General features: G+C 69.9%; 22 protein-coding genes. 11 read left to right on the top strand and 11 right to left on the bottom strand.

Features of this window, described 5'->3' with window-relative positions:
* Positions 1-34: 34 nt before the first annotated feature.
* Complete coding sequence (locus EY822_RS02005; RefSeq protein WP_150306742.1) at positions 35-997, bottom strand: SDR family oxidoreductase; 963 nt, start codon at positions 995-997, stop codon at positions 35-37.
* Between the two features lie 81 nt (positions 998-1,078).
* On the opposite strand from EY822_RS02005, the gene EY822_RS02000 reads away from it, so the two are divergent.
* On the top strand, positions 1,079-2,269 hold the full coding sequence (locus EY822_RS02000; RefSeq protein ID WP_150306741.1) for an ArgE/DapE family deacylase: 1,191 nt from the start codon (positions 1,079-1,081) through the stop codon (positions 2,267-2,269).
* Positions 2,270-2,332: 63 nt separating this feature from the next.
* Here the strand turns inward: EY822_RS02000 and EY822_RS01995 are convergent, their stop codons facing one another.
* Entirely contained in the window at positions 2,333-2,833 is a 501-nt protein-coding gene (locus EY822_RS01995) for a metallophosphoesterase family protein (protein WP_150308715.1), read from the bottom strand.
* 39 nt (positions 2,834-2,872) lie between these two features.
* Positions 2,873-3,076, bottom strand: a complete 204-nt coding sequence (locus tag EY822_RS01990; RefSeq protein WP_150306740.1) for a hypothetical protein — start codon at positions 3,074-3,076, stop codon at positions 2,873-2,875.
* Positions 3,077-3,246: 170 nt separating this feature from the next.
* On the opposite strand from EY822_RS01990, the gene EY822_RS01985 reads away from it, so the two are divergent.
* From EY822_RS01985 to EY822_RS01970, 4 genes are all read left to right on the top strand, one after another.
* A complete protein-coding gene (locus tag EY822_RS01985; protein WP_227496949.1) occupies positions 3,247-3,798 on the top strand; it encodes a DUF1697 domain-containing protein in 552 nt (183 codons plus the stop codon).
* Between the two features lie 50 nt (positions 3,799-3,848).
* The gene (locus tag EY822_RS01980; RefSeq protein ID WP_150306738.1) at positions 3,849-4,424 is read left to right on the top strand and encodes a hypothetical protein; all 576 of its coding nucleotides are present in this window, start codon (positions 3,849-3,851) and stop codon (positions 4,422-4,424) included.
* A gap of 83 nt (positions 4,425-4,507) precedes the next feature.
* Positions 4,508-5,416 (top strand): oxygenase MpaB family protein, encoded by a 909-nt coding sequence (locus tag EY822_RS01975; RefSeq protein ID WP_150306737.1) that lies wholly within the window; start codon positions 4,508-4,510, stop codon positions 5,414-5,416.
* Between the two features lie 6 nt (positions 5,417-5,422).
* Positions 5,423-6,745, top strand: a complete 1,323-nt coding sequence (locus EY822_RS01970) for a DNA polymerase IV (RefSeq protein ID WP_150306736.1) — start codon at positions 5,423-5,425, stop codon at positions 6,743-6,745.
* A gap of 75 nt (positions 6,746-6,820) precedes the next feature.
* On the opposite strand, the gene pcp is transcribed toward EY822_RS01970, so the two are convergent.
* Genes pcp through glgX form a run of 4 tightly spaced genes read right to left on the bottom strand, consistent with a single transcriptional unit; the run spans position 6,821 to position 13,962 of the window.
* Positions 6,821-7,474 (bottom strand): pyroglutamyl-peptidase I, encoded by a 654-nt coding sequence (gene pcp / locus EY822_RS01965; RefSeq protein WP_150306735.1) that lies wholly within the window; start codon positions 7,472-7,474, stop codon positions 6,821-6,823.
* Between the two features lie 4 nt (positions 7,475-7,478).
* Positions 7,479-9,284: a malto-oligosyltrehalose trehalohydrolase gene (gene treZ / locus EY822_RS01960; RefSeq protein WP_150306734.1), complete on the bottom strand. Its 1,806-nt coding sequence runs from the start codon at positions 9,282-9,284 to the stop codon at positions 7,479-7,481.
* Positions 9,281-11,629 (bottom strand): malto-oligosyltrehalose synthase, encoded by a 2,349-nt coding sequence (gene treY, locus EY822_RS01955; protein WP_150306733.1) that lies wholly within the window; start codon positions 11,627-11,629, stop codon positions 9,281-9,283. Before treY ends, treZ begins: the two co-directional genes overlap by 4 nt.
* Positions 11,629-13,962, bottom strand: coding sequence for a glycogen debranching protein GlgX (gene glgX, locus EY822_RS01950; protein WP_150306732.1), 2,334 nt, complete (start codon positions 13,960-13,962; stop codon positions 11,629-11,631). Before glgX ends, treY begins: the two co-directional genes overlap by 1 nt.
* A 286-nt stretch (positions 13,963-14,248) precedes the next feature.
* Here glgX and EY822_RS01945 point away from each other — a divergent pair, with 286 nt between their 5' ends.
* Positions 14,249-14,722 (top strand): SRPBCC family protein, encoded by a 474-nt coding sequence (locus EY822_RS01945; protein WP_150306731.1) that lies wholly within the window; start codon positions 14,249-14,251, stop codon positions 14,720-14,722.
* 71 nt (positions 14,723-14,793) lie between these two features.
* On the opposite strand, the gene EY822_RS01940 is transcribed toward EY822_RS01945, so the two are convergent.
* The 3 genes from EY822_RS01940 to EY822_RS01930 all read right to left on the bottom strand — a co-directional run bounded on the left by EY822_RS01940 (position 14,794) and on the right by EY822_RS01930 (position 18,490).
* Complete coding sequence (locus tag EY822_RS01940; protein ID WP_150306730.1) at positions 14,794-16,278, bottom strand: NAD-dependent succinate-semialdehyde dehydrogenase; 1,485 nt, start codon at positions 16,276-16,278, stop codon at positions 14,794-14,796.
* A 71-nt stretch (positions 16,279-16,349) separates the two neighbouring features.
* Positions 16,350-16,952 (bottom strand): DUF6328 family protein, encoded by a 603-nt coding sequence (locus tag EY822_RS01935; RefSeq protein WP_319803456.1) that lies wholly within the window; start codon positions 16,950-16,952, stop codon positions 16,350-16,352.
* Positions 16,949-18,490: a DNA-3-methyladenine glycosylase 2 gene (locus EY822_RS01930; RefSeq protein WP_227496948.1), complete on the bottom strand. Its 1,542-nt coding sequence runs from the start codon at positions 18,488-18,490 to the stop codon at positions 16,949-16,951. Before EY822_RS01930 ends, EY822_RS01935 begins: the two co-directional genes overlap by 4 nt.
* A 113-nt stretch (positions 18,491-18,603) precedes the next feature.
* Here EY822_RS01930 and EY822_RS01925 point away from each other — a divergent pair, with 113 nt between their 5' ends.
* From EY822_RS01925 to EY822_RS01905, 5 genes are all read left to right on the top strand, one after another.
* Positions 18,604-20,040, top strand: coding sequence for an FAD-binding oxidoreductase (locus EY822_RS01925; protein ID WP_150306728.1), 1,437 nt, complete (start codon positions 18,604-18,606; stop codon positions 20,038-20,040).
* Positions 20,041-20,120: 80 nt separating this feature from the next.
* Entirely contained in the window at positions 20,121-21,353 is a 1,233-nt protein-coding gene (locus EY822_RS01920) for a PrsW family intramembrane metalloprotease (RefSeq protein WP_150306727.1), read from the top strand.
* Between the two features lie 245 nt (positions 21,354-21,598).
* Positions 21,599-21,823 carry a DUF3072 domain-containing protein gene (locus EY822_RS01915; RefSeq protein ID WP_150308713.1) on the top strand — a complete coding sequence of 75 codons (225 nt, stop codon included), beginning with the start codon at positions 21,599-21,601 and terminating at the stop codon, positions 21,821-21,823.
* 116 nt (positions 21,824-21,939) lie between these two features.
* Positions 21,940-22,374, top strand: coding sequence for a hypothetical protein (locus EY822_RS01910; RefSeq protein WP_150306726.1), 435 nt, complete (start codon positions 21,940-21,942; stop codon positions 22,372-22,374).
* A gap of 220 nt (positions 22,375-22,594) precedes the next feature.
* Positions 22,595-23,113: a hypothetical protein gene (locus EY822_RS01905; RefSeq protein ID WP_150306725.1), complete on the top strand. Its 519-nt coding sequence runs from the start codon at positions 22,595-22,597 to the stop codon at positions 23,111-23,113.
* Here the strand turns inward: EY822_RS01905 and EY822_RS01900 are convergent.
* A complete protein-coding gene (locus EY822_RS01900; RefSeq protein ID WP_150306724.1) occupies positions 23,068-23,952 on the bottom strand; it encodes a metallophosphoesterase in 885 nt (294 codons plus the stop codon). The two genes, EY822_RS01905 and EY822_RS01900, sit on opposite strands and share 46 nt — an antisense overlap.
* Between the last annotated feature and the right edge of the window lie 65 nt (positions 23,953-24,017).

The raw sequence follows: 24,017 nt of genomic DNA, 5'->3' as shown, positions 1-24,017 counted from the left end.
CCGCAAGCCTAGATCGAAGTGGCGGGACGAGCGGCTAGCTGAATTGCAGGCCGACGAGTCGCTCCGACTCCGACCAGAGCCGCTTGGCCACATCCTCGTTCCGGGAGAGGCGGCTCGACCTGGCCCGTCGCGGCGCCCCGGTCAGCTCGAAGGCGTTGCCGGGGCCGAAGTAGTCGCCCGGCTTCACGTCGGAGCCGGTGGCGGCGCGCAGCGTGGGCCGTGCACCCGCTGCGGCGTCCTGCAGCACCCGCGCAGTCATCAGGATGCGGTTGCGAACGCTCGGGCTCGTCGATCCGGACTTCGGAGCGTGCCCGCCGGATGGCGCCTGACCGTACTCCTTGCCCGCGCGTTGCAGGTTGGTGGAGCTCAGTCCGGGATGGGCCGCCGTGCTGAGGATGCCCCAGCCCGCGCACCGGCTGCGACGCGCCAGCTCGCGCGCGAAGACGAGGTTGGCGAGTTTCGAGGTGGCGTACGCCCCCCAGGGGCTGTACGTCCGTTCCGAGTGCAGGTCGTCGAAGTCGAACCGGCCACCGCGATGCGCAAGGCTCGACAGCGTGATCACCCGGGGCGCACGCGCGATGAGCAGGGCGGGCAGCAGTCGCGCCGTGAGAGCGAAGTGGCCGAGGTGATTGGTGCCGAACTGCACCTCGAAGCCGTCGACCGTGGTGTGCCGGTGCGGAACCGCCATGACGCCGGCGTTGTTGATGAGCAGGTCGAGGGGGGCGTTGTCGGCCGACGTCCGCGCGGAGAACTCGGCCACCGACTCAAGGTCGGCGAGCTCCAGGATGGAGTGCTCGACGCGGGCTCCCGGCGTGGTGGAGCGGATGTCGTCCACCGCCGTCCGCCCCTTCTCGTCCGTGCGTGCGGTGAGGACCACCTCAGCACCGGCGGCGGCGAGACGGCGCGCGGTTTCGAGTCCCAGCCCGCTCGTGCCTCCGGTGACCACGGCGCGCCGTCCGGTGAGGTCGGGCAGGGGGGTTGTCGAACGCGGTGACATGGGCACACTCCTTGGGGGTCACCCGCCACGCTAGCCGTCCCGCCTGCGAGGTGCGGCGGGCTCCGGTGGCAGGATCGGGGGATGACTCTCGACCCCGACGCACCCCCTCGCCCGGTCGCCCCGGCCACCGATCCGCTCGACGTCGTCGCGCTCGCGTCCCGCCTCATCGGAATCGATTCGGTCAATCCCGACCTGGTGCCGGGCGGCGCGGGCGAGGCGGCGATCGCCGATTTCTGCGCCGACTGGCTGAGCGCACGCGGGTTCGAGGTGACCCGGCTGGAGCGCCAGCCCGGCCGACCGTCGATCCTCGCCACGGTCCGCGGCACGGGTGGCGGGTCGTCGTTGATGCTCAACGGTCATCTCGACACGGTGGGGGTGGAGGGCTACGCGGGGGACCCGTTCGGCGGCTCCGTCGTGGACGACGAGTTGCAGGGTCGGGGCGCCTTCGATATGAAGGGCGGCCTCGCGGCGATGCTCGTGGCGGCCGCACGGGCGACGGCGGGCACGGCGTTGCGAGGGGACGTGCACCTCGCGCTGGTGGCCGACGAGGAGTTCGGCAGCGCCGGCACGGTGGAGGTGCTCGAGCGGGTGACGCCGGATGCGGCGGTGGTGTGCGAGCCCAGCGGGCTGGAGCTCACGCTCGCCCACCGGGGATTCGCCTGGTTCGACGTGGCATTCATCGGTCGTGCCGCGCACGGGTCGATGCCGGCCGACGGAGTGGATGCCATCGAGCACGCCGGTCGTCTCCTCGTCGCGCTCCGCGAACTGGCGGGGCGACTCGAGAGCGCCGAGCCGCACCCGATCCTCGGCCACGGCAGCGTGCGGGTGTCGAGCATCCACGGTGGAGCGGATGCTGCGACCGTCGCGGCGTCCTGCCGCCTCACCATCGAGCGGCGCATGCTCCCGGGCGAGACGCCGGACGACGTCGAGGCCGAACTCCGGGGAATGCTGACCACGCTCACCGAGGAGGACCCTCAGGTCGACGTACGACTGTCCCGCATGGTCGCGCGCGGAGCGTTCGAGACTCCGCCCGATGCGCCACTGGTGCGGACAATACTCGCGGCGACGGAGAGCGTGCTCGGTCAACCGGCGACGACGCGGGGCGAGCCGTTCTGGACCGACGCCGGGCTCTTCGCCGACGCGGGCATACCCTGCCTGCTTCTCGGTGTCGACGGCGGCGGTGCGCACGCCGCGACGGAATGGGCCACCGTGGCGTCGATCCGATCGCTCGCGGACATCCTCGAGGCGACCCTGGGGGAGTGGTGCGCCTGACCGCCGGGAACGGAATTCGCTGACGGGGCATGCGGACGGCACCCACCGAAAGCACCGTCGGAGTCAGCGTGCTCGGACGGGAGGCGGAAGCCGGTGCAGCGTGACGTCGGTCAGCTCGCCGTCCCGCGCGTCGGCGGTGAGGTAGGTGCAGTGCGGCTGGCGGCGACGGTCGGTGGGGGACCCGGGATTGAGCAGCCGCATGCCGCGCGGTGTGCGGGTGTCCCACGGGATATGGCTGTGTCCGAAGACCAGCACGTCCACATCGTCGAAGGCGTCATCCATCCGGCGCTCCCGGCCCGTCGCCGCTCCCGTCTCGTGCACCACCGCGAACCGGATCCCATCGATGTCGGCTCTCGCCACCTCGGGCAGGCGCCCGCGAAGGTCCGGTCCGTCGTTGTTGCCGTAACAAGCGATCAGACGCGCTGATCGCTGCTCGAGGAGGTCCAGCGTGGCGACGTCCACCCAGTCACCGGCATGCAGCACGACGTCGGCGGTGTCCAGCGCCGCCAGCACCTCGTCGGGGAGGCGCTTCGCCCGCCGCGGAAGGTGGGTGTCGGCGAGCATCAGCAGGGAGGTCACAGGCGCACCGTACTCCGCGGCTTCTCAGGAGCCGGAGTCGGGCGCCTCGTCGGACGACGTCGCGTCGGCGGGATTCGCGTCGGGGGATTCCTCGCCGCCGACCGGGGAGGTCTCGGGTCGGGGATGGTCACGGGTGTTGCGCTCATGCTCGACGCCGAAGCGGTCCTCACCGGTCGCGTGCACCGACCGGATCACGTCGCCGAGCGACGGGTCTTCGTTCTGGGTCATGGTCCTACCCTACGGTCGCGCGCCCGCTCCGGCTCGGGTCCACCTGCCCGGCGGCTCCCGGCACCCGACGCGTTCCGACGTGCTTTCGCTCTAGCCGCGCCCCGAGCGTTGCGGCACAATCGAATTCCGCCTGCTCGACGCGGGCGAGGATGCACCATGGGAGGCCACCGATGGCGAAGTACATAGCCCTGCTCCGCGGCATCAACGTCGGAAGCGCGAAAGGCATCGCCATGGCCGATCTCCGCAGCGCCTTCGAGGAACTGGGCTACACGAACGTCGAGACGGTGCTGCGCAGCGGCAATGTGGTGTTCGAGAGTGCGGGCACCCTCAAGGCCAGTGCCGGAACACTCATCGAGGACGCCGTGCTGATGAGAACGGGAGTGCAGTCGTCGGTGCTGATCTTCGACGCCGACACCTTTCGTCGCGTCGTCGCGGAAAATCCCCTCACCGAGTCGAGCGATGACGACTCGCGTCTGCTCGTCACGTTCCTCGACCGCGACCTCGACGACGACCAGGTCGACGCGGCGGGTGTGTCACGCCCGGGGGAATCGGTGCTCGCACCGGAGGAGCTCGCCATCGGCAGTCGAGCGGTGTACCAGTGGTGCCCCGACGGGGTGCTGCACTCGAAGGTCCCCCGCCGGTTCTGGAAGCAGTTCCCGCACAACGCCACCGCGCGCAACTGGCGCACCGTCACGAAACTGCTCGCCCGCCTCGATGCCTGACGCCTCCGCGCGCCGCCGCCCTGATGCGTAGGCGGTCCAAGACCTGGCGGGTGGCAGAGGATGCTCCGACCGACCTGCTGATCGCGCTGTACCTGCGCGACGCCGCCGGCCTCGCGCCCGCGGGATCCCTGCCGGCGATCGAGCCGTCCGTTGCGCCGCCGTTCAGCGACCGCTACGAGCCCGCACCGGGGCGGATCGACGCGTTGCATGCGGAGTGGACCGCCTGGTGGCAACGCCTCCTCGCCCCCGCGGACCGGCCGAAGTTCTGGAATCTCGAGCCGCCGACCTTCGACGAGTTCGAGCACGAACCGGAACTGCGGCAGCTCCTCATGGCACGGTTTCAGGTCGCCCGCCGGTGGGCGGGCACGCAGCACGAGGCTTTCGGGGACGCGTCGGTACTTCGGATCCAGCAGGGCGAGTATGACATCAACGGAGTGGTGGTGGCCTGCGAACGGTCGCTCGGACGGAAGGCCGAGGCGTTCGCGCTCGACCTGGCCGTGCTGCCGCTCGCCGAACGCGGCATCTGGATCGTCGGACCGAACCGGCTCGTCGTCACCACGAGCCTCCGTGCCGACTCCGGCGCGTTCCGCGAGGCGATGGCCCCGATCATCGCGGCGGTCGCCTGACCCCTCCGATACCCGAGTCGCCGCCCGTGTCGCCGGCGGAGCCGGAGCATCCGCTTCACAGATGGGACGAATAGATTCGACCGGTGAGTGGATTCGCCGACAGTTGGAGATCGCACCTCCTGCAGACCTTTTCCGGCAATCCCGACGGGCGGCCCGAGTGGGTCGGCGCGATCGAGCGGGGCACCGATGAGGGGTACTTCGGCCCCGGATCGGCGGCGTGGGCGGTGCACGGCGGGATGCCCACGCTCGTCGCCGGCATCCGCGCTCTGCTCATGCAGACTCTGCACCCGGGGGCCATGGCGGGAGTGCATGACTGGTCCCGTTATCGCGAGGACCCGCTCGGACGGCTCGCCGGCACCATTCAGTGGCTCATCACGGTGACCTTCGCCGACACCGCCACCGCCATCGAGCAGAGCGAGCGAGTGAAGAAGTACCACGGCAGGGTCACCGGAACCTACACCGACGCGCGCGGTGCGGAGCGGAACTACCGGGCCGACGACCCGGAGCTGCTGTCCTGGGTGCACATCGTCTTCACGGATGCGTTCCTCAGCAGCCACCTGCTGTGGGGACCGCCGATCCCCGGTGGCGCCGACCGGTACGTGAGCGAATGGGCGAAGGCCGGTGAGCTGATGGGGGTACCCCGCCCACCGACGTCAGCGGCGGAGTTGGCCGGCCAGCTCGACGCCTTCCGCACGGCCGGAACGCTGAAGAGCGACGAGCGGGTGGCCGAGACCCTGCGTTTCCTCCGCAACCCTCCGCTTCGGAGGGAGATGATGCCGGCCTACCGGGTGCTCTTCGCCGGTGCCGTGGCATCGCTGGAGCCGGAGTACCGCCGCATGCTGGGTCTGCACCGGTCCGCGATCGGACCGGTACCGCTCCCGGCGATCGGCGCGACCCGTGTGGCGCTCGCCACCGTCGGTCGCGTGCTCGGGCCGCGCTCCACGAGCGAGGATGCGGCGCTCGCTCGCATCGAACGGATCCGCCGCACCTGATCCGCCCTGCGGAGCACTCGTCGTCGGTGTCGGGGGTGTCGGTTATCGTGGCCGGGAGGTGAGCGGGCGAGCATGAGCAAGAACGACGGCAGTGGGCGGCAGGTGTCCGCGACCTCGGTCGACGACACGACCGCCACAATTCTGCACATCGACATGGACGCGTTCTTCGCGTCGGTGGAGCTGCTCGAGCACCCGGAGCTGCGTGGCACGCCGGTGATCGTCGGTGGCACAGCGGGCCGGGGGGTGGTGACCTCGGCCACCTACGAGGCCCGTCGATTCGGTGTGCGGTCGGCGATGCCGATGTCGCAGGCGCTTCGACTCTGCCCGAAGGCCACGGTGCTGCCCTCGCACTACGAGCGCTACTCGCACTTCTCCCGGCGGGTGATGGACATCTTCCGCGACATGACGCCCCTCGTGGAGCCGCTGAGCATCGACGAGGCGTTCCTCGACGTGGCCGGTGCGCGACGGTTGTTCGGCTCGCCGGCCACGATCGCGGAGACGATCCGGGCGCGCGTGCTGTCCGATACCGGGCTGACCTGTTCGGTGGGCGCCGCGTCGGCCAAGTTCGTCGCCAAGATGGCGTCGACCCGGGCGAAACCCGACGGCCTGCTCGTCGTTCCGGCCGAGGCCACATTGGACTTCCTGCACCCCCTCCCGGTCGGCGCGCTCTGGGGCGTCGGGCGCACGACGCAGGAGGCGCTCGAGCGGAGGGGCCTCCGTCTCATCGGCGACCTCGCCGCCACACCGCCCGAGGTTCTGAGCAAGGTGCTCGGCGACGCGGCCGGGGCGAAGCTGCATGCGCTCGCGTGGGGGATCGATGCGCGGCGGGTGTCGACGCATCGCCCCGAGAAGAGCATGGGGCACGAGAACACTTTCGGTGCGGACGTCACCGACCCGGAGCGGGTGCGTCGGGAACTGCTCGGGCAGGCCGATCGGGTGGCGGTGCGGCTCCGCAAGGCGGGCTACACCGCCCGCACGGTGTCCCTGAAGCTGCGTTACGCCGACTTCACCACCATCACGCGATCGCGCACCCTCGGCGAACCGACCGACCTGGCCCGACGCATCTACGAGGAGGTGCGGGACATCTACGACGGAGTGCGTCGGCCATCAGACCGTATCCGCCTCGTGGGCGTGCGCGCCGAGCACCTCGTCGACGCGTCGGGCAACCAGCTCAGCCTGTGGGACCCCGACGAGGACTGGCGCGAGGCCGAGCGGGCGGTGGACGCCGCATCGATGCGATTCGGGCGGGGAGTGGTCAAACCCGCCTCACTGATGTCCCGACCGAAGCCGGTCGGCACCGACGAGGTCGATACCGGCCCGCGCCGCTAGCCCGAGGAGCGTCGGACGGTCGGTGCTCAGTGCTCAGTGCTCAGTGCTCGGTGCTCGGTGCTCGGTGCTCGGTGCTCAGTGCTCCGCTCCGCCGCTCAGCACCAGGTCGGTATCGGTGTCGAGGCAGGTGCGGATGAGAATGTCGAGGGCCCGCGCCACGACGTCGGACGCGATCGTGGGCACCGGGGCGGAATCGCCCGGGGCGGCGCGCGCTGATTCCAGTGACGCCGGCACGTGCACGAATCCGCCGCGTGCCGCGCTGCCCGCGAGCGCGTGCTGCAGCCGGTAGAACACCGCGTTGCACACGAAGGTGCCCGCCGTCTGCGACACCGCCGCGGGCACACCCGCGGCATGCAGCGCGGCGACCGCGGCCTTGACCGGCAACGACGAGAAGTATGCGGCGGGCCCACCGGGCACGACGGGCGCGTCGATGGGACTCGCCCCGGCGTTGTCGGGAATGCGCGCGTCCGCGAGATTGATGGCCACGCGCTCCGGCGTGATGTCGCTCCTGCCCTCGGCGAGCCCGGTCGCGATCACCAGATCGGGCCGGAGTCGGTCGAGCAGGGCGTCGAGCTCGATACCCGCACGCTCGAACTCCACGGGCAGACGGGCCACCTCGAGGGTCTCCGGGTGCAGCCAGCCATCCCGGACGAGCCGGACCGCGTCCCACGACGGGTTCGAGTCCGCACCGGCGAAGGGGTCGAACCCGGTCAGAAGGACGACGGTCACGGCGTCAGGCTGCGTCCGGCCCGAGGATCGCGGCGGAGAAGCCGGGCAGGGACAACTCGTCAGCCGTCAGCGACACGGCATCCTGGGTCTTCAGCAGCACGAGCGGCGGCTCGCCCACGACCGGTAGCGTGGCGGACTGCTCGCCGAGGTTCAGCAGGATCGACACGTCCCCCCGGTTGAGCACGAACACGCGGGACTCCCCGTCGAACTCGATCGACACCTCGCCGAAGCGCGGGTCGGTCAGGGCCGAGTGCGTCCGCCGTAGCGCGAGCAGATCGCGATACAGGGCGAAGAGCCGAGCGTGCTGCGACGATGCACCGTCGCCGACCGCGCCATCCGGGCCGGCGTAGAGCTCGGACCAGTTCAGCTTGGAGTCGGTGAAGGTGGACAGGTCCTGCGGGTTCGGGACGACGGACTCGTCCCACCCCATTCGCGAGAACTCCGCGATCCGGCCCTTCGCCGTGGCCTCGCCGAGCTCCGGTTCCGGGTGCGACGTGAAGAACTGCCACGGGGTCGTGGCGCCCCACTCCTCGCCCATGAACAGCATCGGCGTGAACGGCGAGGTGAGCGTGAGCACCGCGGCGAGGGCGAGCTGATGCTCGTTCAGCGTCGCCGACAACCGGTCGCCGATCGCACGATTGCCGATCTGGTCGTGGTTCTGGTTGCACACGACGAGGCGCCAGGTCGGTGTCTTCGCGGTGTCGATCGGCCGACCGTGCACCCGCCCGCGGAAGCTGGAGTACGTCCCGTTGTGGAAGAAGCCCTCGGTGAGTACCTTGGCGAGGGCGTCGAGCGAATCGAAGTCCTCGTAGTACCCCGTGGTCTCGCCGGTAACCGCGACGTGCACGGCGTGGTGGAAGTCGTCGCTCCACTGACCGGTGAGCCCGTACCCGTTCGCCTCGCGGGAGGTGATCAGCGTGGGGTCGTTCATGTCCGCTTCGGCGATCAGGCTGAGCGGGCGTCCGACGTGCGCCGAGAGCACGTCGACCTCGGCAGCCATCTCCTCGAGCAGATGCACGGCCGTGGAATCCTCGAGGGCGTGCACGGCGTCGAGCCGGAGCGCGTCCACGTGGTACTCGCCGAGCCACATCAGCACGTTGTCGAGGATGTAGTCCCGCACGTGGCCGCTCTGGTCGCCGTCGATGTTGATCGATGAGCCCCACGTGTTCGAGCTGGCCTCGTGCAGGTACGGGCCGAACATGGGCAGGTAGTTGCCCGACGGGCCCAGGTGGTTGTAGACGACGTCCTGAATGACGGCCAATCCGCGCGCGTGGCAGGCATCCACGAAGCGCTGATACGCCTCGGGTCCGCCGTAGCCCTCGTGCACGGTGTACCACAGCACTCCGTCGTATCCCCAGTTGTGCGTACCGTTGAACCCGTTGACCGGGAGGATCTCGACGAAGTCGATACCCAGCTCGACGAGGTGATCGAGGCGCTCGATCGCCGAGTCGAGGGTGCCCTCCGGGGTGAACGTGCCGATGTGCAGTTCGTAGATCGATCCGCCCGCGAGCTGACGACCGGTCCAGGCCGAGTCGGTCCACGCGAAGGTGGCCGGATCGAAGGTCTGGGACAGGCCGTGGACGCCGTCGGGCTGGCGACGTGAGCGCGGGTCGGGCACGGGCGTTTCCGCACCGTCGATGAGGTAGCCGTAGCGGGCGACGGCGGGGGCGTCCACCGGGTCGGCCGGCGTCCACCAGCCCTCCGCGGCGGGGGTCATCGGCACGGTCGCGTCGTCGAGCACCAGGGAGAGGGTCTTGGCGTTGGGCGCCCACACATCGAAGCGGTCGTCGTCGAAGCGGTCGTCGGTCATGAGAAGGATCCTCCATCGTTTCGAGCAAGAAGGGCGACGGGATAGTGCGCGAGGAGTGCGCCGAGGCCGATTCGGCCGCCGTTCACGGTGCGCCCGCTGATGAAGTCCACATAGCTGCCGTCCGGCACGGTGATGGCGGTGTCGCCCCAGCCGCCGCCGTCCGCGAGACCTACCGGCAGTCGGGTCGCCACGGTGATCGCGCCGCCCCGGTCGAACGCGAGCACGTGCCCGGCCGCTGCGCCCGTGGCGATCACGGGCTCGTACCCGCTGAACAGGTCGTTACGGTCACGACGGAGCCGCAGCGCGCGGGCGGTGACGAGCAGCTTGGCGCCGCCCGTCTCGTCGATCGAGGGCTGCGCACCGGCGCGGATCGCGCTGAGGGCAGCGCGGCGGGCACCGAAGTCGACGGGCCTGCGGTTGTCGGGGTCGACGAGGCTCATCTCCCACAGCTCGCTGCCCTGGTAGACGTCCGGAACGCCGGGAGCCGTCAGCTGCACGAGCTTGGCCGACAGTGCGTTCGACCACCCGAACGGGCTAACCCGGTCGTAGACGACGTTCAGGATGCTGCTCACGCGCGGGTCGTCGAAGGCCGCGTCGACCAGCGCGTGCATGCGCTGCTCGAACTTCTCGTCGGGGGCCGTCCAGGTGGTGGAGTTGCCCGCCTCCCGAGCCGCCTTCTCGACGTAGGCGTGCAACCGGTCCCGCGACGCCGGCCAGGCGCCGACGATCGTCTGCCACATCAGGTTCTCGAACGGTCCATCACCGAGGGGGGCCGCGTCGCGCAGGGACTCGAGCCAACCGGCCCAGGAGTCCGGAAGCTCCGACAGCACGTTCACCCGCGCACGCACATCCTCGCCCCGCTTGGTGTCGTGGGTCGAGAGGGTGGTCATCGAATGCGGGTACTCGCGCTGGCGCAGGGCCTGACGCTCGTGGAACTCGGTGACGGGGATGGAGAACTCGGCGGGATCCGCCCCGACCTCGGTGAGCGAGACCAGACGGGTGTACCGGTAGAACGCCGTGTCCTCGACGCCCTTCGCCATCACCATGCCACTGGTCTGCTGGAACCTACGTGCCGCCAGATGCTCGGGGTCGGCCAGGAACGGTACTAGCGCGTCGATCGTGTCAACGAGATCCGGACGATGCGTGCGCGCGAGCTCGGCAGCCTCGTCGAGGTGCTCCCGACCGAAGGGCAGGTACGACCGGTAGACCGGGAAGCAGGTGAGCAGCTCGGCGACCGCATCCGCCACGTCGTCGAACCCCTTGCCGGTGCCCTCCGGAATGAGCCGGGCGATGCGCAGCACCTCGGAGCGGAGGATGCCGTCGGCGATCGCCCGCTTGGTTCCGTGCACCATCTCGGCGAACGAAACGGGGGAGGAGTCGTCGCGACCACGGAGTCGCGAATCGAGCACGTCGAGCACGTCCTGCCCGTCGGGGTCGATGAAGACCCGGTCGATGGCGGCGAGCGCGTCGTACCCGGTGGTTCCTGCCGTGGCCCACTCGGCCGGCATGCGTTCGGGGCCCTCGAGGATCTTCTCCACGAGCACGTATGCTCCGCCCGTCGCGCGGGCGAGGGCATCAAGGTATTCGCCCGGATCCTGCAACCCGTCCGGGTGGTCGACGCGGAGACCGTCGGCGATGCCGTCGGTGAACCAGCGCGCGATCTCCACGTGCGACTCGTCGAACACCCACGGCACCTCGACGCGGATGCCGGCGAGCGTGTTGACCGCGAAGAACCTGCGGTAGTTGAGCTCGGCGTCGGCGCGACGCCAGTTGATGAGCTCGTAGTTCTGGCGGGCGTGCACCGTCACCGGATCGGCGCCGTCGTCCGCGGTGCCGGGCGCGATGGGGAACCGGTTGTCGTAGTAGTGCAGCTCGGCATCCGAGCCGTCCTCCGCCGGGACGATGGTGAGGGCGCTCAGGTCCTCATCGCCATCACCGAGCACCGGCAGGCGCACCTTGCCGTTGCCGAACGGCCAGTCGATGTCGAACGCCTCCGCGTAGCGCGACTTCGTGCCGTGGGTGAGCAGATCCCACCACCACACGCTCTGCACCGGCGTCGCGACGCCGACGTGGTTCGGGACGATGTCGATGAGCACACCGAGCCCGAGCCTGTGCGCGGCGTCCGATGCGAGCCTGAGACTCTCGCTGCCGCCCCGGGCGGGGTCGACGAGCGAGTGGTCGGTCACGTCGTAGCCGTGATCCGACCCCTCCTCCGCCTTCAGCAGGGGTGAGAAGTACACCCAGTCGGCACCGAGTTCGTGCACGTACTCGAGTTCACCGGCCGCGGCGGCCAGATCGAAGGACTCGCGGATCTGGAAGCGGTAGGTGGAGATCGGTACACGCATCAGTTCTCGTCCTGCTCGCTCTCGTCCTGCTCGTTCTCGTTCGCCTCGGTTGCGGGCGTGCCGCCCGCTGCTGCGGCCCGCTCGACGATCAGGGCCTCGGCGGCGGCGGTGACCTCGGCCGCAGCCGTGGCCTCGTCCACTTCCGCCGCGGACGCGGCGGCGGACGCCTGCGTCGTGGCGTTCATCGCGAGCGAGGCCGCCACGGAGTGATCCGGCTCGACCTCGGGCGAGAGGTGCGCGCGGAGCACGATGAGCGACTTCGCCAGCACGTCGAGCTGGGTGCCCGCGGCGCGCGGAGCCGAGTTCGCTGCCTCTCCCGCCGTGTCGACGACGACCTCCCACGCCGCGGAGTACTCCTCGGTGGGCAGGGTGAACGGAATGGTCTCGTCGTGCGCGTTGAAGTAGAGCACGAAGTTGTCGTCGGTGATGCGCTCACCACGAGCGTCGCGCCCGCGGATGCCGTGGCCGTTGAGGAACACGCCGATCGCCCGGCCGATGCCGGTGTCCCAGTCCTCGGGCACCATCTCGGACCCGTCGGTGTTCAGCCACACGATGTCGGGCAGGGGCTCGCCCTCGCCGCGCCGCACGGGACGACCGTCGAAGAACCGCTTGCGCCGGAACGTCGGGTGCTGCTGACGCAGGTGGGACAGCGCGGCCGTGAACTCGATCAGCGGGTGATCGGCCATGTCCCAGTGCACCCAGCTGATCTCGGAGTCCTGGGCGTAGGTGTTGTTGTTGCCGAGCTGGGTGCGGCCGAGCTCGTCGCCGTGCAGCACCATCGGCACACCCTGGGACAGCATGAGGGTGGCGAGGAAGTTGCGCTGCTGACGGGCGCGGAGCGTGTTGATCGTCGCGTCGTCGGTCGGTCCTTCGGCACCCATGTTGTACGAGCGGTTGTGCGATTCCCCGTCGTTGTTGTTCTCGCCGTTGGCGTCGTTGTGCTTCTCGTTGTAGCTGACGAGGTCGCGGATGGTGAAACCGTCGTGTGCGGTCACGAAGTTGATCGACGCCACCGGACGGCGTCCGTCCTGTTCGTACAGGTCGGCGGAGCCGGTGAGGCGGGCGGCGAACTCACCGAGGGTGGACGGCTCTCCGCGCCAGAAGTCGCGGACGGTGTCGCGGTACTTGCCGTTCCACTCCGTCCACTGGGGCGGGAAGTTGCCGACCTGGTAGCCGCCCGGACCCACGTCCCAGGGCTCGGCGATCAGCTTGACCTGGGACACCACCGGGTCCTGCTGCACGAGCTCGAAGAACGTCGACAGCTTGTCCACGTCGTAGAACTCGCGGGCGAGGGTCGACGCGAGGTCGAAACGGAATCCGTCGACGTGCATCTCGGTGACCCAGTACCGCAGGCTGTCCATGATGAGCTGCAGGGAGTGCGGGTGGCGCACGTTCAGCGTGTTGCCGGTCCCCGTGTAGTCCATGTAGTGCTGTGCGTCGTCGTCCATCAGGCGGTAGTAGGCCTGGTTGTCGATGCCCTTGAACGAGAGCATGGGGCCGAGGTGGTTGCCCTCGGCGGTGTGGTTGTACACCACGTCGAGGATGACCTCGATGCCCGCCTCGTGCAGCGACTTGACCATGCCCTTGAACTCCTGGACCTGCTGTCCGAGCTCGCCGGTCGAGGAGTAGCTGTTGTGCGGGGCGAAGAACCCGATCGTGTTGTAGCCCCAGTAGTTGCGGAGCCCCTTCTCGAGCAGGGTATTGTCCTGCACGAATTGGTGGACGGGCATGAGCTCGATGGCAGTCGCGCCGATCTTGCGGAGGTGCTCGATCACCGACGGGTGCGCAATAGCGGAGTACGTGCCGCGCTGCTCCTCCGGCACGTCGGGGTGCAGCTGGGTGAGCCCCTTGACGTGGGCCTCGTAGATGACGGTCTCGTTGTAGGGGGTGCGCGGGTAGCGGTCACCGGTCCAGTCGAAGAACGGGTTGACGACCACGCCGAGCATCATGTGCGGGGCGGAGTCGTCGTCGTTGCGGGACGTGGGGTCGCCGAAGTTGTACGGGAAGAGCGCCTGCTCCCAGTCGATCTCGCCGCAGGTGGCCTTGGCGTAGGGGTCGAGCAGCAGCTTGTTCGGGTTGGCGCGCTGTCCGTTCGACGGGTCGTACGCGCCGTGCACGCGGTAGCCGTATCGCTGGCCCGGCTGCACGTGGGGCAGGTAGCAGTGCCAGACGAACGCGTCGACCTCTTTGAGTTCGACTCGCGTCTCGGTGCCGTCTTCGTCGAAGAGGCAAAGTTCGACTTTGTCGGCCGCCTCGCTGAACAGGGCGAAATTGGTGCCGCTACCGTCGAAGGTAGCGCCGAGGGGGTAAGCCGATCCGGGCCAGGTTTGCATTCATCCTCCAGATGAGTCGAGTCAACCGTACTCAACGGATGCCCCCCGTGCGGGCTACACGGACGGGGCCCGCGGCCGCGCGTGCGCCCTGCACGCGCCGCCGCACCGGGGAAGCGTTTGTTATCCCCGTGACACCATCATTCGGCGCCGGTGGGGTGCCTGCATCGGTACCTGAACATCAGGTGGAAAATCGCGTTCCACCCCGTCGCCCGGGAGAAGCCCGGCGTAGCGTTTCGTCGTCAGCCATTCGCTATACGAATAACCGCTACACGAATTCGAGGTACCCATGAGCTCTGTCAAGTCAGACGTCGACGTCAACGTCCCCATCAGCGTCGCCTACAACCAGTGGACGCAGTTCGAGTCGTTCCCGCAGTTCCTCAGCGGGATCGAATCGATCACGCAGATCGACGACACGCACCTGCACTGGAAGGTGTCGATCGCCGGCATCAAGCGCGAATTCGACGCGGTCGTCACCGAGCAGATCCCCGACGACCGGATCGCCTGGAACAGCACCTCCGGTGAAGACCACGCGGGAGTCGTGACGTTCCACCGCCTCTCCGACGACCAGACCCGCATCTCGGTGCAGCTCGATTGGAAGCCCGAGGGAATCGTGGAGAAGATCGGGTCGCTCCTGCAGGTCGACGACATCCAGATCGACCACGACCTCCGCAAGTTCAAGGACCTGATCGAGTCCAACGGTTTCGAGACCGGTGCATGGCGCGGAACCGTGGACCGCGAGCCCGACGCGACCGGACGCTGAGTCCCCGCGTTCGCTTGATGGCCCGGCCGATTGGCCGGGCCATCTCCCGTCAACGGGAGGGAGCCGGGGGATCAGGCTGTCGAGTACGGATCACCGATTCCCACGTAGACGGTCTCGAGGTACTCCTCAATGCCCTCGAAGCCGCCCTCGCGGCCGACGCCCGACTGCTTCACCCCGCCGAACGGTGCGGCCGGGTTCGAAACGAGACCCGTGTTGATGCCGAGCATGCCCACCTCCAGCTCTTCGCCCAGACGGAGTGCTCGGTTGAGGTCGCGCGTGAACGCGTAGGCGACGAGTCCGAACTCGGTGTCGTTGGCGAGGGCGACCGCCTCATCCTCGGACGCGAAGGTCACGATCGGTGCCACCGGCCCGAAGACCTCCTCGCGGAGAATGCGCGCGTCCGCTGTCACGCCGGTGAGCACCGTGGCCGGATAGAAGTAGCCGTCCCCGTCGATCGGCGCACCACCGAGGGCGAGTTCCGCTCCCCGGTCCACCGCGTCCCTCACCAGCTCGTGCACCTTGGTCCTCGTCGACTCGTCGATGAGGGGACCGAGGGTCGTGCTGTCGTCCGTTCCACGACCGGGAACCACCGACCGCATCCGCTCCACCAGGCGGGATCCGAACTCGTCGGCGACCGACTCGTGAACGAGCATGCGATTGGCGGCCGTGCACGCCTCGCCGCCGTTGCGCAGTTTCGCGGTCATCGCGCCGTCGACCGCGACGTCGAGGTCGGCATCATCGAATACGAGGAGGGGCGCGTTACCGCCGAGCTCCATGGACACCCGAAGCACCGTCTCGGCCGCGTCGGCGATGAGTCGCCGCCCGACACCGGTCGACCCGGTGAAGGAGAGCTTGCGGAGCCGCGGGTCGGTGATCAGCGGTCCGGTCACCTCGCCGGCGCGCGTGGTCGGCAGCACGTTGAGCACACCATCGGGCAGCCCCGCCTCGGTGAGCACCCGGGCGAACAGCATCGACGTCAGCGGGGTGAGCGCCGCCGGCTTCAGCACCATGGTGCAGCCGGCCGCGATCGCCGGGGCGATCTTGCGGGTGGCCATCGCGAGCGGGAAGTTCCACGGCGTGATGAAGAGGCACGGCCCCACGGGGCGTTTCAGCACGACCAGCCGATTCTTGCCGTCGGGTGCGGTCGCGAAGCGTCCACCGATGCGGGTCGTCTCCTCGGAGAACCAGCGCAGGAACTCGGCGCCATAGGCGACCTCCCCGCGGGCCTCGGCGAGGGGCTTGCCCATCTCCAGCGTCATGAGGAGGGCGAAGTCGTCGGCGCGGGCGGTCACGGCATCGAATGCGGATCGGAGGATGTCGGCGCGCACGCGCGGGGACGTGCGACCCCACGCGTGCTGTGCGGCGACCGCGGCATCCAGTGCCGCCGCCCCGTCCAGGGCCGTGGCGTCGGCGACGCGCAGCAGCGCCCTGCCGGTCGACGGATCGAGCACCTCGAACGTGCCGCCGTCGCTCGCGTCGCGCTCCTCGCCGCCGAGGAGCAGCCGGGTGGGGATGCGGTCCAGGAGGTCGCGTTCGTCCTGCGGTCGAATGGTCATGATCTGCTCCTCGGCGGGCGGTCGAATGCCCCGACGCTACTCGCTCGGCGCGGCGACCATCGGCAGAAGAGTCATTGCCGTTGCTCACCCCGCCGCGGCCGGGAGAGCAACGGCAGGATCAGCCAGGCGAGGACGATGACGATCAGGGTCACCACGGCGGCGACGATACCCGCCGTGCGACTCGTCACCACGTCGAAGACCAGCATCGCGACTCCCGAGATCACGAGCGCGACACCGACGAGACCCGAGCGGAGGAGGATGTTCGCGATGTCGACGATCTGCTTCTTGGCCCGCTTGCGGAACAGCATGCGGTGCAGGCTCACGGGGGCCAGGCCCACCGCGGTGGTGATCACCGCGAGGAGGACCAGCACGAGGTAGAGGTTCACCTGGAACTCGTTGAGGTCCTCGAAGCGCGCGGAGAACGCGACGGTGAGCAGGAAGCCGGTGAGGATCTGGGTGCCCGTCTGCAGCACCCTGAGCTCCTGCAGGATCTCGTCCCAGTTGCGATCGAGGCGCTGGGCCACGGTCTCGTGCCGACCGTCGTTCCGGCCGTCGGCGCCGTACGCGTCGGTGCTGTTCGGATCCGCGCCGTACGCGTCCGCGCTGTTCGCATCGGCGCCGTACGGATCTGCACCGCCCGAATTCGGGCCGTACGCGTCGTCGCGGGAGCTCACGTCCCCGATGCTACCCGCGCACCCGCGGTGATCGCCCGCCACAGGTGCAGCGTCGCATACGAGCGCCACGGAGCCCACGCTCCGGCGTGCGCCTCGAGAGCACGGATCCCGTCCGGCAGTCCGAGGCGTGCGGCGCCCTGCCGCACGATGAGGTCGGAACTGAGGAGCACATCCGGACTGCCGAGAATGCGCATGCTGGCGTAGCCGGCTGTCCACGGCCCGATGCCCGGAAGCGCCACCAGCGACCGGTGCAGTGCGTCGGCCGCGACGCCGGTGTCGACGCGGAGTGCGCCCGAGGCCAGCTGCTCGGCCAGGTGCAGCATCGTCTCGATGCGGCGCTTCGGTCCGCGCAGCACCTCATGACCGTGCTCGGCGATCCGCTCGGCGGTGGGGAAGACGTGCGTGACCGTGCCGGCCAGCCCTGGGGGCAGCGGGTCGCCCAACTCCTGGACGAGGCGCCCGTGCGTGGTGACCGCCGCGGCGACCGAGATCTGCTGTCCCACCACCGTGCGGAACAGCGTGGCGTGCGGATCGATGCTGCCCGGGATGCGGATGCCGGGGGTGCGTCGCACGGAGGCGGCGAGTGCCGGGTCGGCGGCGAGAACGGCGTCGATCGCCTCCGCGTCGGCATCCAGGTCGAACAACCGCCGCACCCGGGCCACCAGGGGAGCGAGGTCGTCGACGTGCTCGAGTCGGGCCTCGCATTCGATGGCCGGTTCGGTGCCCAGCCGCCGCAGGGTCGCGGTCGCGAAGCCGTGCGGGAGCCGGAGCGCCTGCGTGAATTCGTCGGCAGTGCCCGACTCCATGCCGAGCGCGGCGTGGGACGCGAGGAAGCCGAAGATGCCCTCCGCGTCGAAGGGCGCCCGCGCCGGGAGGCGCAGCGTGATGGTGGTCGGCGCGGATCCCGCCTCCACCGCCGCCGTCGCCGAGGGCGCACTGCCCCGCCCGCCCGTGGCGGCGGGCACGGGTCGGAGCGCCCGCAACTCCGAGGGGGAGCGCTCGTACACCGCGGAGATCGTCTCGTTGAAGGACCGGACGCTGGCGAACCCCGACGCGAAGGCCACTTCCGTGATCGGAAGCGCCGTGTTCAGCAGGAGGAGTCGCGCGGTGGACGCCCGGTGCGCTCGGGCGAGGGCCTGTGGTCCGGCGCCGAGTTCCGCCACCAGCACGCGGGTCAGGTGACGCGGCGTATACCCCAGTTGCCGGGCAAGACCCGGCACGCCCTCGCGCTCCACGGTGCCGTCGAGGATCAACCGCATCGCGCGACCTGCGAGGTCGTTCCGCATGTTCCACTCCGGTGACCCGGGTACGGCGTCCGGTAGGCAGCGCTTGCAGGCACGGAGACCCGCTCTCTGCGCGGCGGCAGCGGTCGAATAGAAGGACACGTTGCTGGCACGGGGCGTGGTGGCGGGGCAACTCGGCCGGCAATAGATGCCCGTCGAATGGACGCCGGTGATGAACTGGCCGTCGAACCGCGCGTCGCGCGAGGACATGGCCCGGTAACGTTCGGCGAAGAGCGACTCGCCCGTGCTGGTCATGCACCCACCGTGACACATCCGGCTGTGCGGGAGTAGCGGGAATCGGACACGGCAGCGGCGTCGCGGCCCGCCCCGCTCCCGCCCCGCTCCGCTCCCGCCGGTACCCTCGACGCATGACCCGCACATCTCCCGGACCGACCACCGCCGAACCGTCCGCCGCCGCGTCGTCCGCCGCGGTTCTCGCGGCGCTGCGCGAGGAGCTCGGCGCGGCCGTGAGCACGGATCCGGCGGACCTCGATGCCGCCCGCACCGACAAGTCCGGATGGCGGAGCGCGGGTGCGCCGCTCGCGCTGGTGAACGCGACGACCGTGTCGGAGGTGCAGACCACCCTGCGCATCGCCGCCCGAACGGGCACCCCGGTCATCCCGCGGGGCGCCGGCACCGGTCTCGCCGCCGGCGGCGTCGGGAGCACGGGGGAGATCGTGCTGTCGACGCTCGGGATGAATCGCATCCTCGAGGTGTCGGAGGCCGATGAGCTGGCGGTGGTGGAACCCGGCCTCATCAACGACGCGTTGAACGAGGCGCTCGCCCCGCGCGGTCTCTGGTACTCGCCCGATCCGGCCTCGAAAGCCATCTCGTCGATCGGCGGCAACATCGCGACGAACGCCGGCGGATTGCTCTGCGCGAAGTACGGCGTCACCCGCGAGTCCGTACTGGGACTCACGGTCGCGCTCGCCGACGGCACACTGCTGAAGACCGGGCACCGCACGGTGAAGGGGGTCACCGGCTACGACCTCACCGCGCTGATGATCGGATCGGAAGGCACGCTCGGTGTCATCGTGGAGGCGACGCTGCGGCTGCGCCCCCTCCCGACCGCCCCACCGGTCACGATCGGCGCGTTCTTCCCCGACGTGCGCAGGGCGGCGGCCGCATCCGCGGCGATCACCGCTGCCCGGTTGCGCCCGGCGGCCATGGAACTCATGGACGCGGTGTCGGTGCGGATGGTCGACTCCTACCTGGGTGCCGACATCGGTGGGGTCGGGCGCGCCTTCCTGCTCATCCGCTTCGACGACGGAGCCGCCGCCGATGACGCCCGCATCGCCGCCGACATCGTGCGCGCGCAGGGCGGGACCCCCGAGGTGTCGACCGACGTCGCGACCGGGGAGCGACTGCTCGACTACCGCCGCGCGTACCACCCCGCCCTCGCGGCGGTGGGGCGGGTGCTTATCGAGGACGTCGCGGTTCCCCGCTCCGCCCTCGCCGCCATGTTCGACGAGATCGCGCGCATCGAGCGGGAGCACGGGGTGCGCATCCCCACGGTCGCGCACGCGGGAGACGGCAATCTGCACCCGAACTTCCTCCTCGACCCCGGGATCGAGGAGGTGCCGGAGTCGATCTGGCGCGCCGCCGACGAGCTGTTCCGGTCCGCGATCGCGCTCGGGGGAACCCTCACCGGCGAGCACGGCGTCGGCCTGCTGAAGAGCCGGTGGTTGGAGGAGGAACTCGGTCCGCAGTCGGTGGGGCTGCAGCGGGCGATCAAGGCGGTCTTCGATCCGGCGGGCATCCTCAACCCCGGTCGCGTCTTCGATGCGGGTCTGGCGCTGCCGTAGCCGCCGGCCGGCAGCGCATCAGCACGTCGCGCGATCAGTAGGCTGACCCGCATCACCCGAGCCCAAGGAGGTCGCGCCCCATGGCCGGTCCGGACTACTCGCTGAACCAGTCGTCGGCGCACGTGCAGGCGCAGTTCGCGCGTCGGGCGGAGCCCCGCCGTGCGCCGCACCCCGCCGAGTCGGTGTGGAACGAACCGGTCCGCCGTTCCTCCGCGCTCGGAATCGCCCTCGGCATCGTGGGCATCGTGCTCGTCTCCCTCGTCGGTCTGCTGGTGCTCGGATATCTCACCCTCGGGCTCGGCGCGGGCGCCGTGATCCTGTGCGGTCTGCTCGCCCTCGTGCCGCTCGGGGGTGTGCTGCTCGCCGTGCGGTGGATCGACAAGTGGGAGCCGGAGCCCCGGGGAGCTCTCTGGTTCGCCTTCCTCTGGGGAGCGGCCGCGTCGGTCGCAATCGCTCTCCTCTTCGACCTGGCATTCCAGTTCACGCTGCAGGCGACAAACACGGCAGCTCCCTTCGGGGAATTCGGGTCCCTCGCCATCCAGGCGCCCATCATCGAGGAGGTCGCCAAGGGCTTCGGGCTGCTGCTCATCTTCTTCGCCGCGCGTCGCCACTTCGACGGACCGGTGGACGGAATCGTCTACGCCGCGACCATCGCCGCGGGCTTCGCCTTCACTGAGAACATCCTCTACTTCGGTCAGGCACTGACCGAGACCGGCCCGGCCGGCCTCGCGACCGTCTTCTTCCTCCGCGCCATCCTGTCGCCGTTCGCGCACGTGATGTTCACGTGCTGCACCGGTGTCGCGCTCGGCTGGGGCGCGCACCGGATGGGGGCGGGCGGCGCCGTCGGCGCCTGGTTCATCGGGCTCGCTCCGGCGATCTTCCTGCACGCCCTGTGGAACGGGGGCTCGTATCTCATCCCCGACTTCCTGGCCTTCTACGTGACCCTCCAGGTGCCCCTCTTCCTCGTCGCCATCGCCATCACGGTGCTGCTGCGACGTCGGGAGATGCAGATCACGAGGCAGCGCCTCACCGAATATGCCGAGGCGGGATGGTTCTCCGCCGCCGAGGTGGAGATGCTCGCCACACCCGCCGGTCGTCGGCGCGCCCGTGCCTGGGCCGCGACGCAGGGGGAGACGACGTCGCGGGCGATGCGGCGATTCACCGTGGACGCCACCCGGCTCGCGCACGCGCGTCAGCGCATCCTCACCGACCGGGACTCCATCGGTAAGCAACGGGACGAGCGCCAGCTGCTCGAGGCGGTGGCCGCCGATCGCTTCGCCCTGCTGCACCGGGGCGCCGTCCGGGGATCCTGAGCACCCGGCCGCGCCCGCGCCATGCACCCATCAAGGCGGCGGAACAGGCAGCGCTCGGGCACCCGCACGCGAGGCGCAACCGGAATACTCTGGCGGAGACCCCAGCGCACCCCGGTGGATCTCTTCCCCGGCGAGTCCGCCCACGTCCACTACCGGGAGAAGCAACCGTGACCCACGACGAGAACAGCCAGAACAGCGACGCCGACACCTCGACCGAGGCGTCGCAGGACTCCGCGTCCGGAGAGATGCTCGGCGCGTCGTCGCCCGAGCCGCTGGGCTCCGCAGAGAAGGACCCGAGCGACTGGGTGACCGGTGACGAGCCCATGACCGGAGCTCAGCGCAGCTACCTCGACTCGCTCGCTCGTTCCGCCGGAGAAGAGATTCCAGCCGACCTCAACAAGGCCGAGGCGTCGGAGCACATCGACCGTCTGCAGCAGGAAACGGGCAGGGGAACCGAAGCATCCTCCTGATCCGGGTCGCACGGCAACCCCTCCCGCGTTCGAGCGCGGAGTGCTTGACTCGTAGCACCTGCTAACACTTCGATGCGCACCGAATCGCGTATCGGAGACCCGAGGGAGGACATGTCATGGGCGCCATTGTCTGGAAAAGGACCGAACTCGATTCATGGAGCGGCGACGAGGGAAGCACGCACCTCGGAGTCATCGAGTCCTCGACCGATACCTACCACCTGACCAACGCGGTCGGCACCGAGCTGGGTGACTTCCCCACGATGGGAGAGGCGCAACGGCAACTCGTCGCCGACCGTCTCGTGCCGGATCGGGTTACCGAGGCCCCCGCCGCCACCCCGCTGCCGCCGGACGACGAGGTAGTGGACATCGACACCATCGCGCCCGACATGGCGCGCGTGCAGGCCGACCGGCAGACGGTGGGCTTCGTTCGACGGGTGGGCTCCATCTTCGTCGCGCTCGCGGGCCCGACCCTCCACCTCGCGGTGGAGGTGGGGCAGTTCCGCTCCATCGGCGACGCGGTGCGGTGCGTCCGCACGAGCTCTCGCGCCTGACGACACGCTTTGCGACCTCGCCTCGACACGCGCACGTGCGTGGGACTCGGGTGCGGGTTCGCCGAACAGACTCATCGCCCGGCTGCGGGGCGTTGCCTCCGACAGGTCCGGGCGATGAGTTCTGCTCCAAGGATGCACCGTGGTGCGCCCCGGTGCAAGGGTCGCGCGCGAATAGGTCGCGCTGTGCGCCGCCGGACCGAACCTGCGCCATAATTCGGGCATGATTTCACCCGACCCCGGACCCGCGGGCATGGCATCGGGCACCCCCGCCCGGCCGCGAAGCTTCGCGCAGGTCACGCGTCCTCCGGTCCGCGTCTACGTGCTCGGGGGAGCGCTTCTGGCACTGGCCGTCACGCTGCTCGCGCTGGCCGTCCCGATCACGACGCCGGCGTCCGCCGCATGGGTCGGTCTGGCATTGCTGTTTCTCGCGGCCGGTGGCGTGCTCGTGCTGTCCCGCATCCGGTTCGGATTCGATGACGCGGCGGTGCACATCGCCCTGGTGCCCGTGTATCGGACGAGCATCCCGCTCGATGCCGTGGCCGCCGTCGACGTGGTGGAGTATCTGACGGTGGGTGACGCCCGCGGCCGCGGCGTCCGCCGCCGCACCGATCGGGGCCGCACACTGCTGTACGACGCCGGTCCGGCGATCCGACTCACCACCACCGACGGTCGTCGGTTCGTCGTGCGGAGCCGCTACCCGGGTGAGGCCGCCCGCGCGCTGAGCGAGGCGCTGCGCTGATCCGTTCCGGGCGGGCCCGCCTCGATCGCGATGCGGCGGACCGCCGCGGCATCCAGAACGAAGAGTTCCTCGCCGTCGCGGGGCGAGCCCACCGCCAGTGCGACCGTGCGCACCGAGCCGTCGGTGCCCAGGTCGACCACGGCCGCTCCGGCGCCGAACACCGCGCGCTCCGTGCCCGCCTCGGCGAGCACGTCGGCGCGATTGGCCACGGCCGGGGCCACGAGCACGGGAATGCCCGAGACCGCGGTGGCGAGCGCGTGATGGTAGTGACCGGCCAGAATGGCGCGCACGTCGCTGCCGACCACTGCGGCCATCAAGTCCGACGGATTCTGCAGCGCCAAGGCCTGCAGCAGTTCGGTCGCCGCGGGCACGGGCGGATGGTGGAGCACCACGAGGGACCCTGACGGGGCAGGCGTCCGCAGTTCGTTCCGCACCCAGTCGAGTTGTTCGGGACGGAGCAGCCCGTATCCGGCACCCGGCACGGTCGAGTCGAGGACGAGCACGCGGGTGCCCGCGATGACGGTCGAGGAGTCGAGCGGGCTCTCCGGGTTTCCCCCGAGCACGGAGGCGAACGAGGCCCTCGTGTCGTGATTGCCCATCGCGTACACGACCGCTGCTCCGCGGTCCCGGGCCCACGGTTCGATCCGGTCCCGCAGCACCTCGTACGACTCGACGCTGCCGTCGTCCGAGAGGTCACCCGACGCGACCACGAGGTCGATCACCGTGTCGGGGGTCACCGACGCGAGGACGCGGTCGAGCGACTCCAGGGTGTCGACGATGCCGTGGTGCAGGGCGCCGCCGGCGGCGAGATGCGTGTCGGTGAGGTGCAGGATGCGCATGCCCGTCACCCTATTCCCCACCCCCGACGCCGCCCCCGGCGAGGCTGCGTCGCCGTCCGGTGCAC

Source organism: Planctomonas psychrotolerans (assembly GCF_008642235.1).
In the GTDB taxonomy this organism is placed as follows: domain Bacteria; phylum Actinomycetota; class Actinomycetes; order Actinomycetales; family Microbacteriaceae; genus Planctomonas; species Planctomonas psychrotolerans.
The sequence above is the reverse complement of the archived record's forward strand: the minus strand, read 5'-3'. Positions and strand labels throughout refer to the sequence as shown.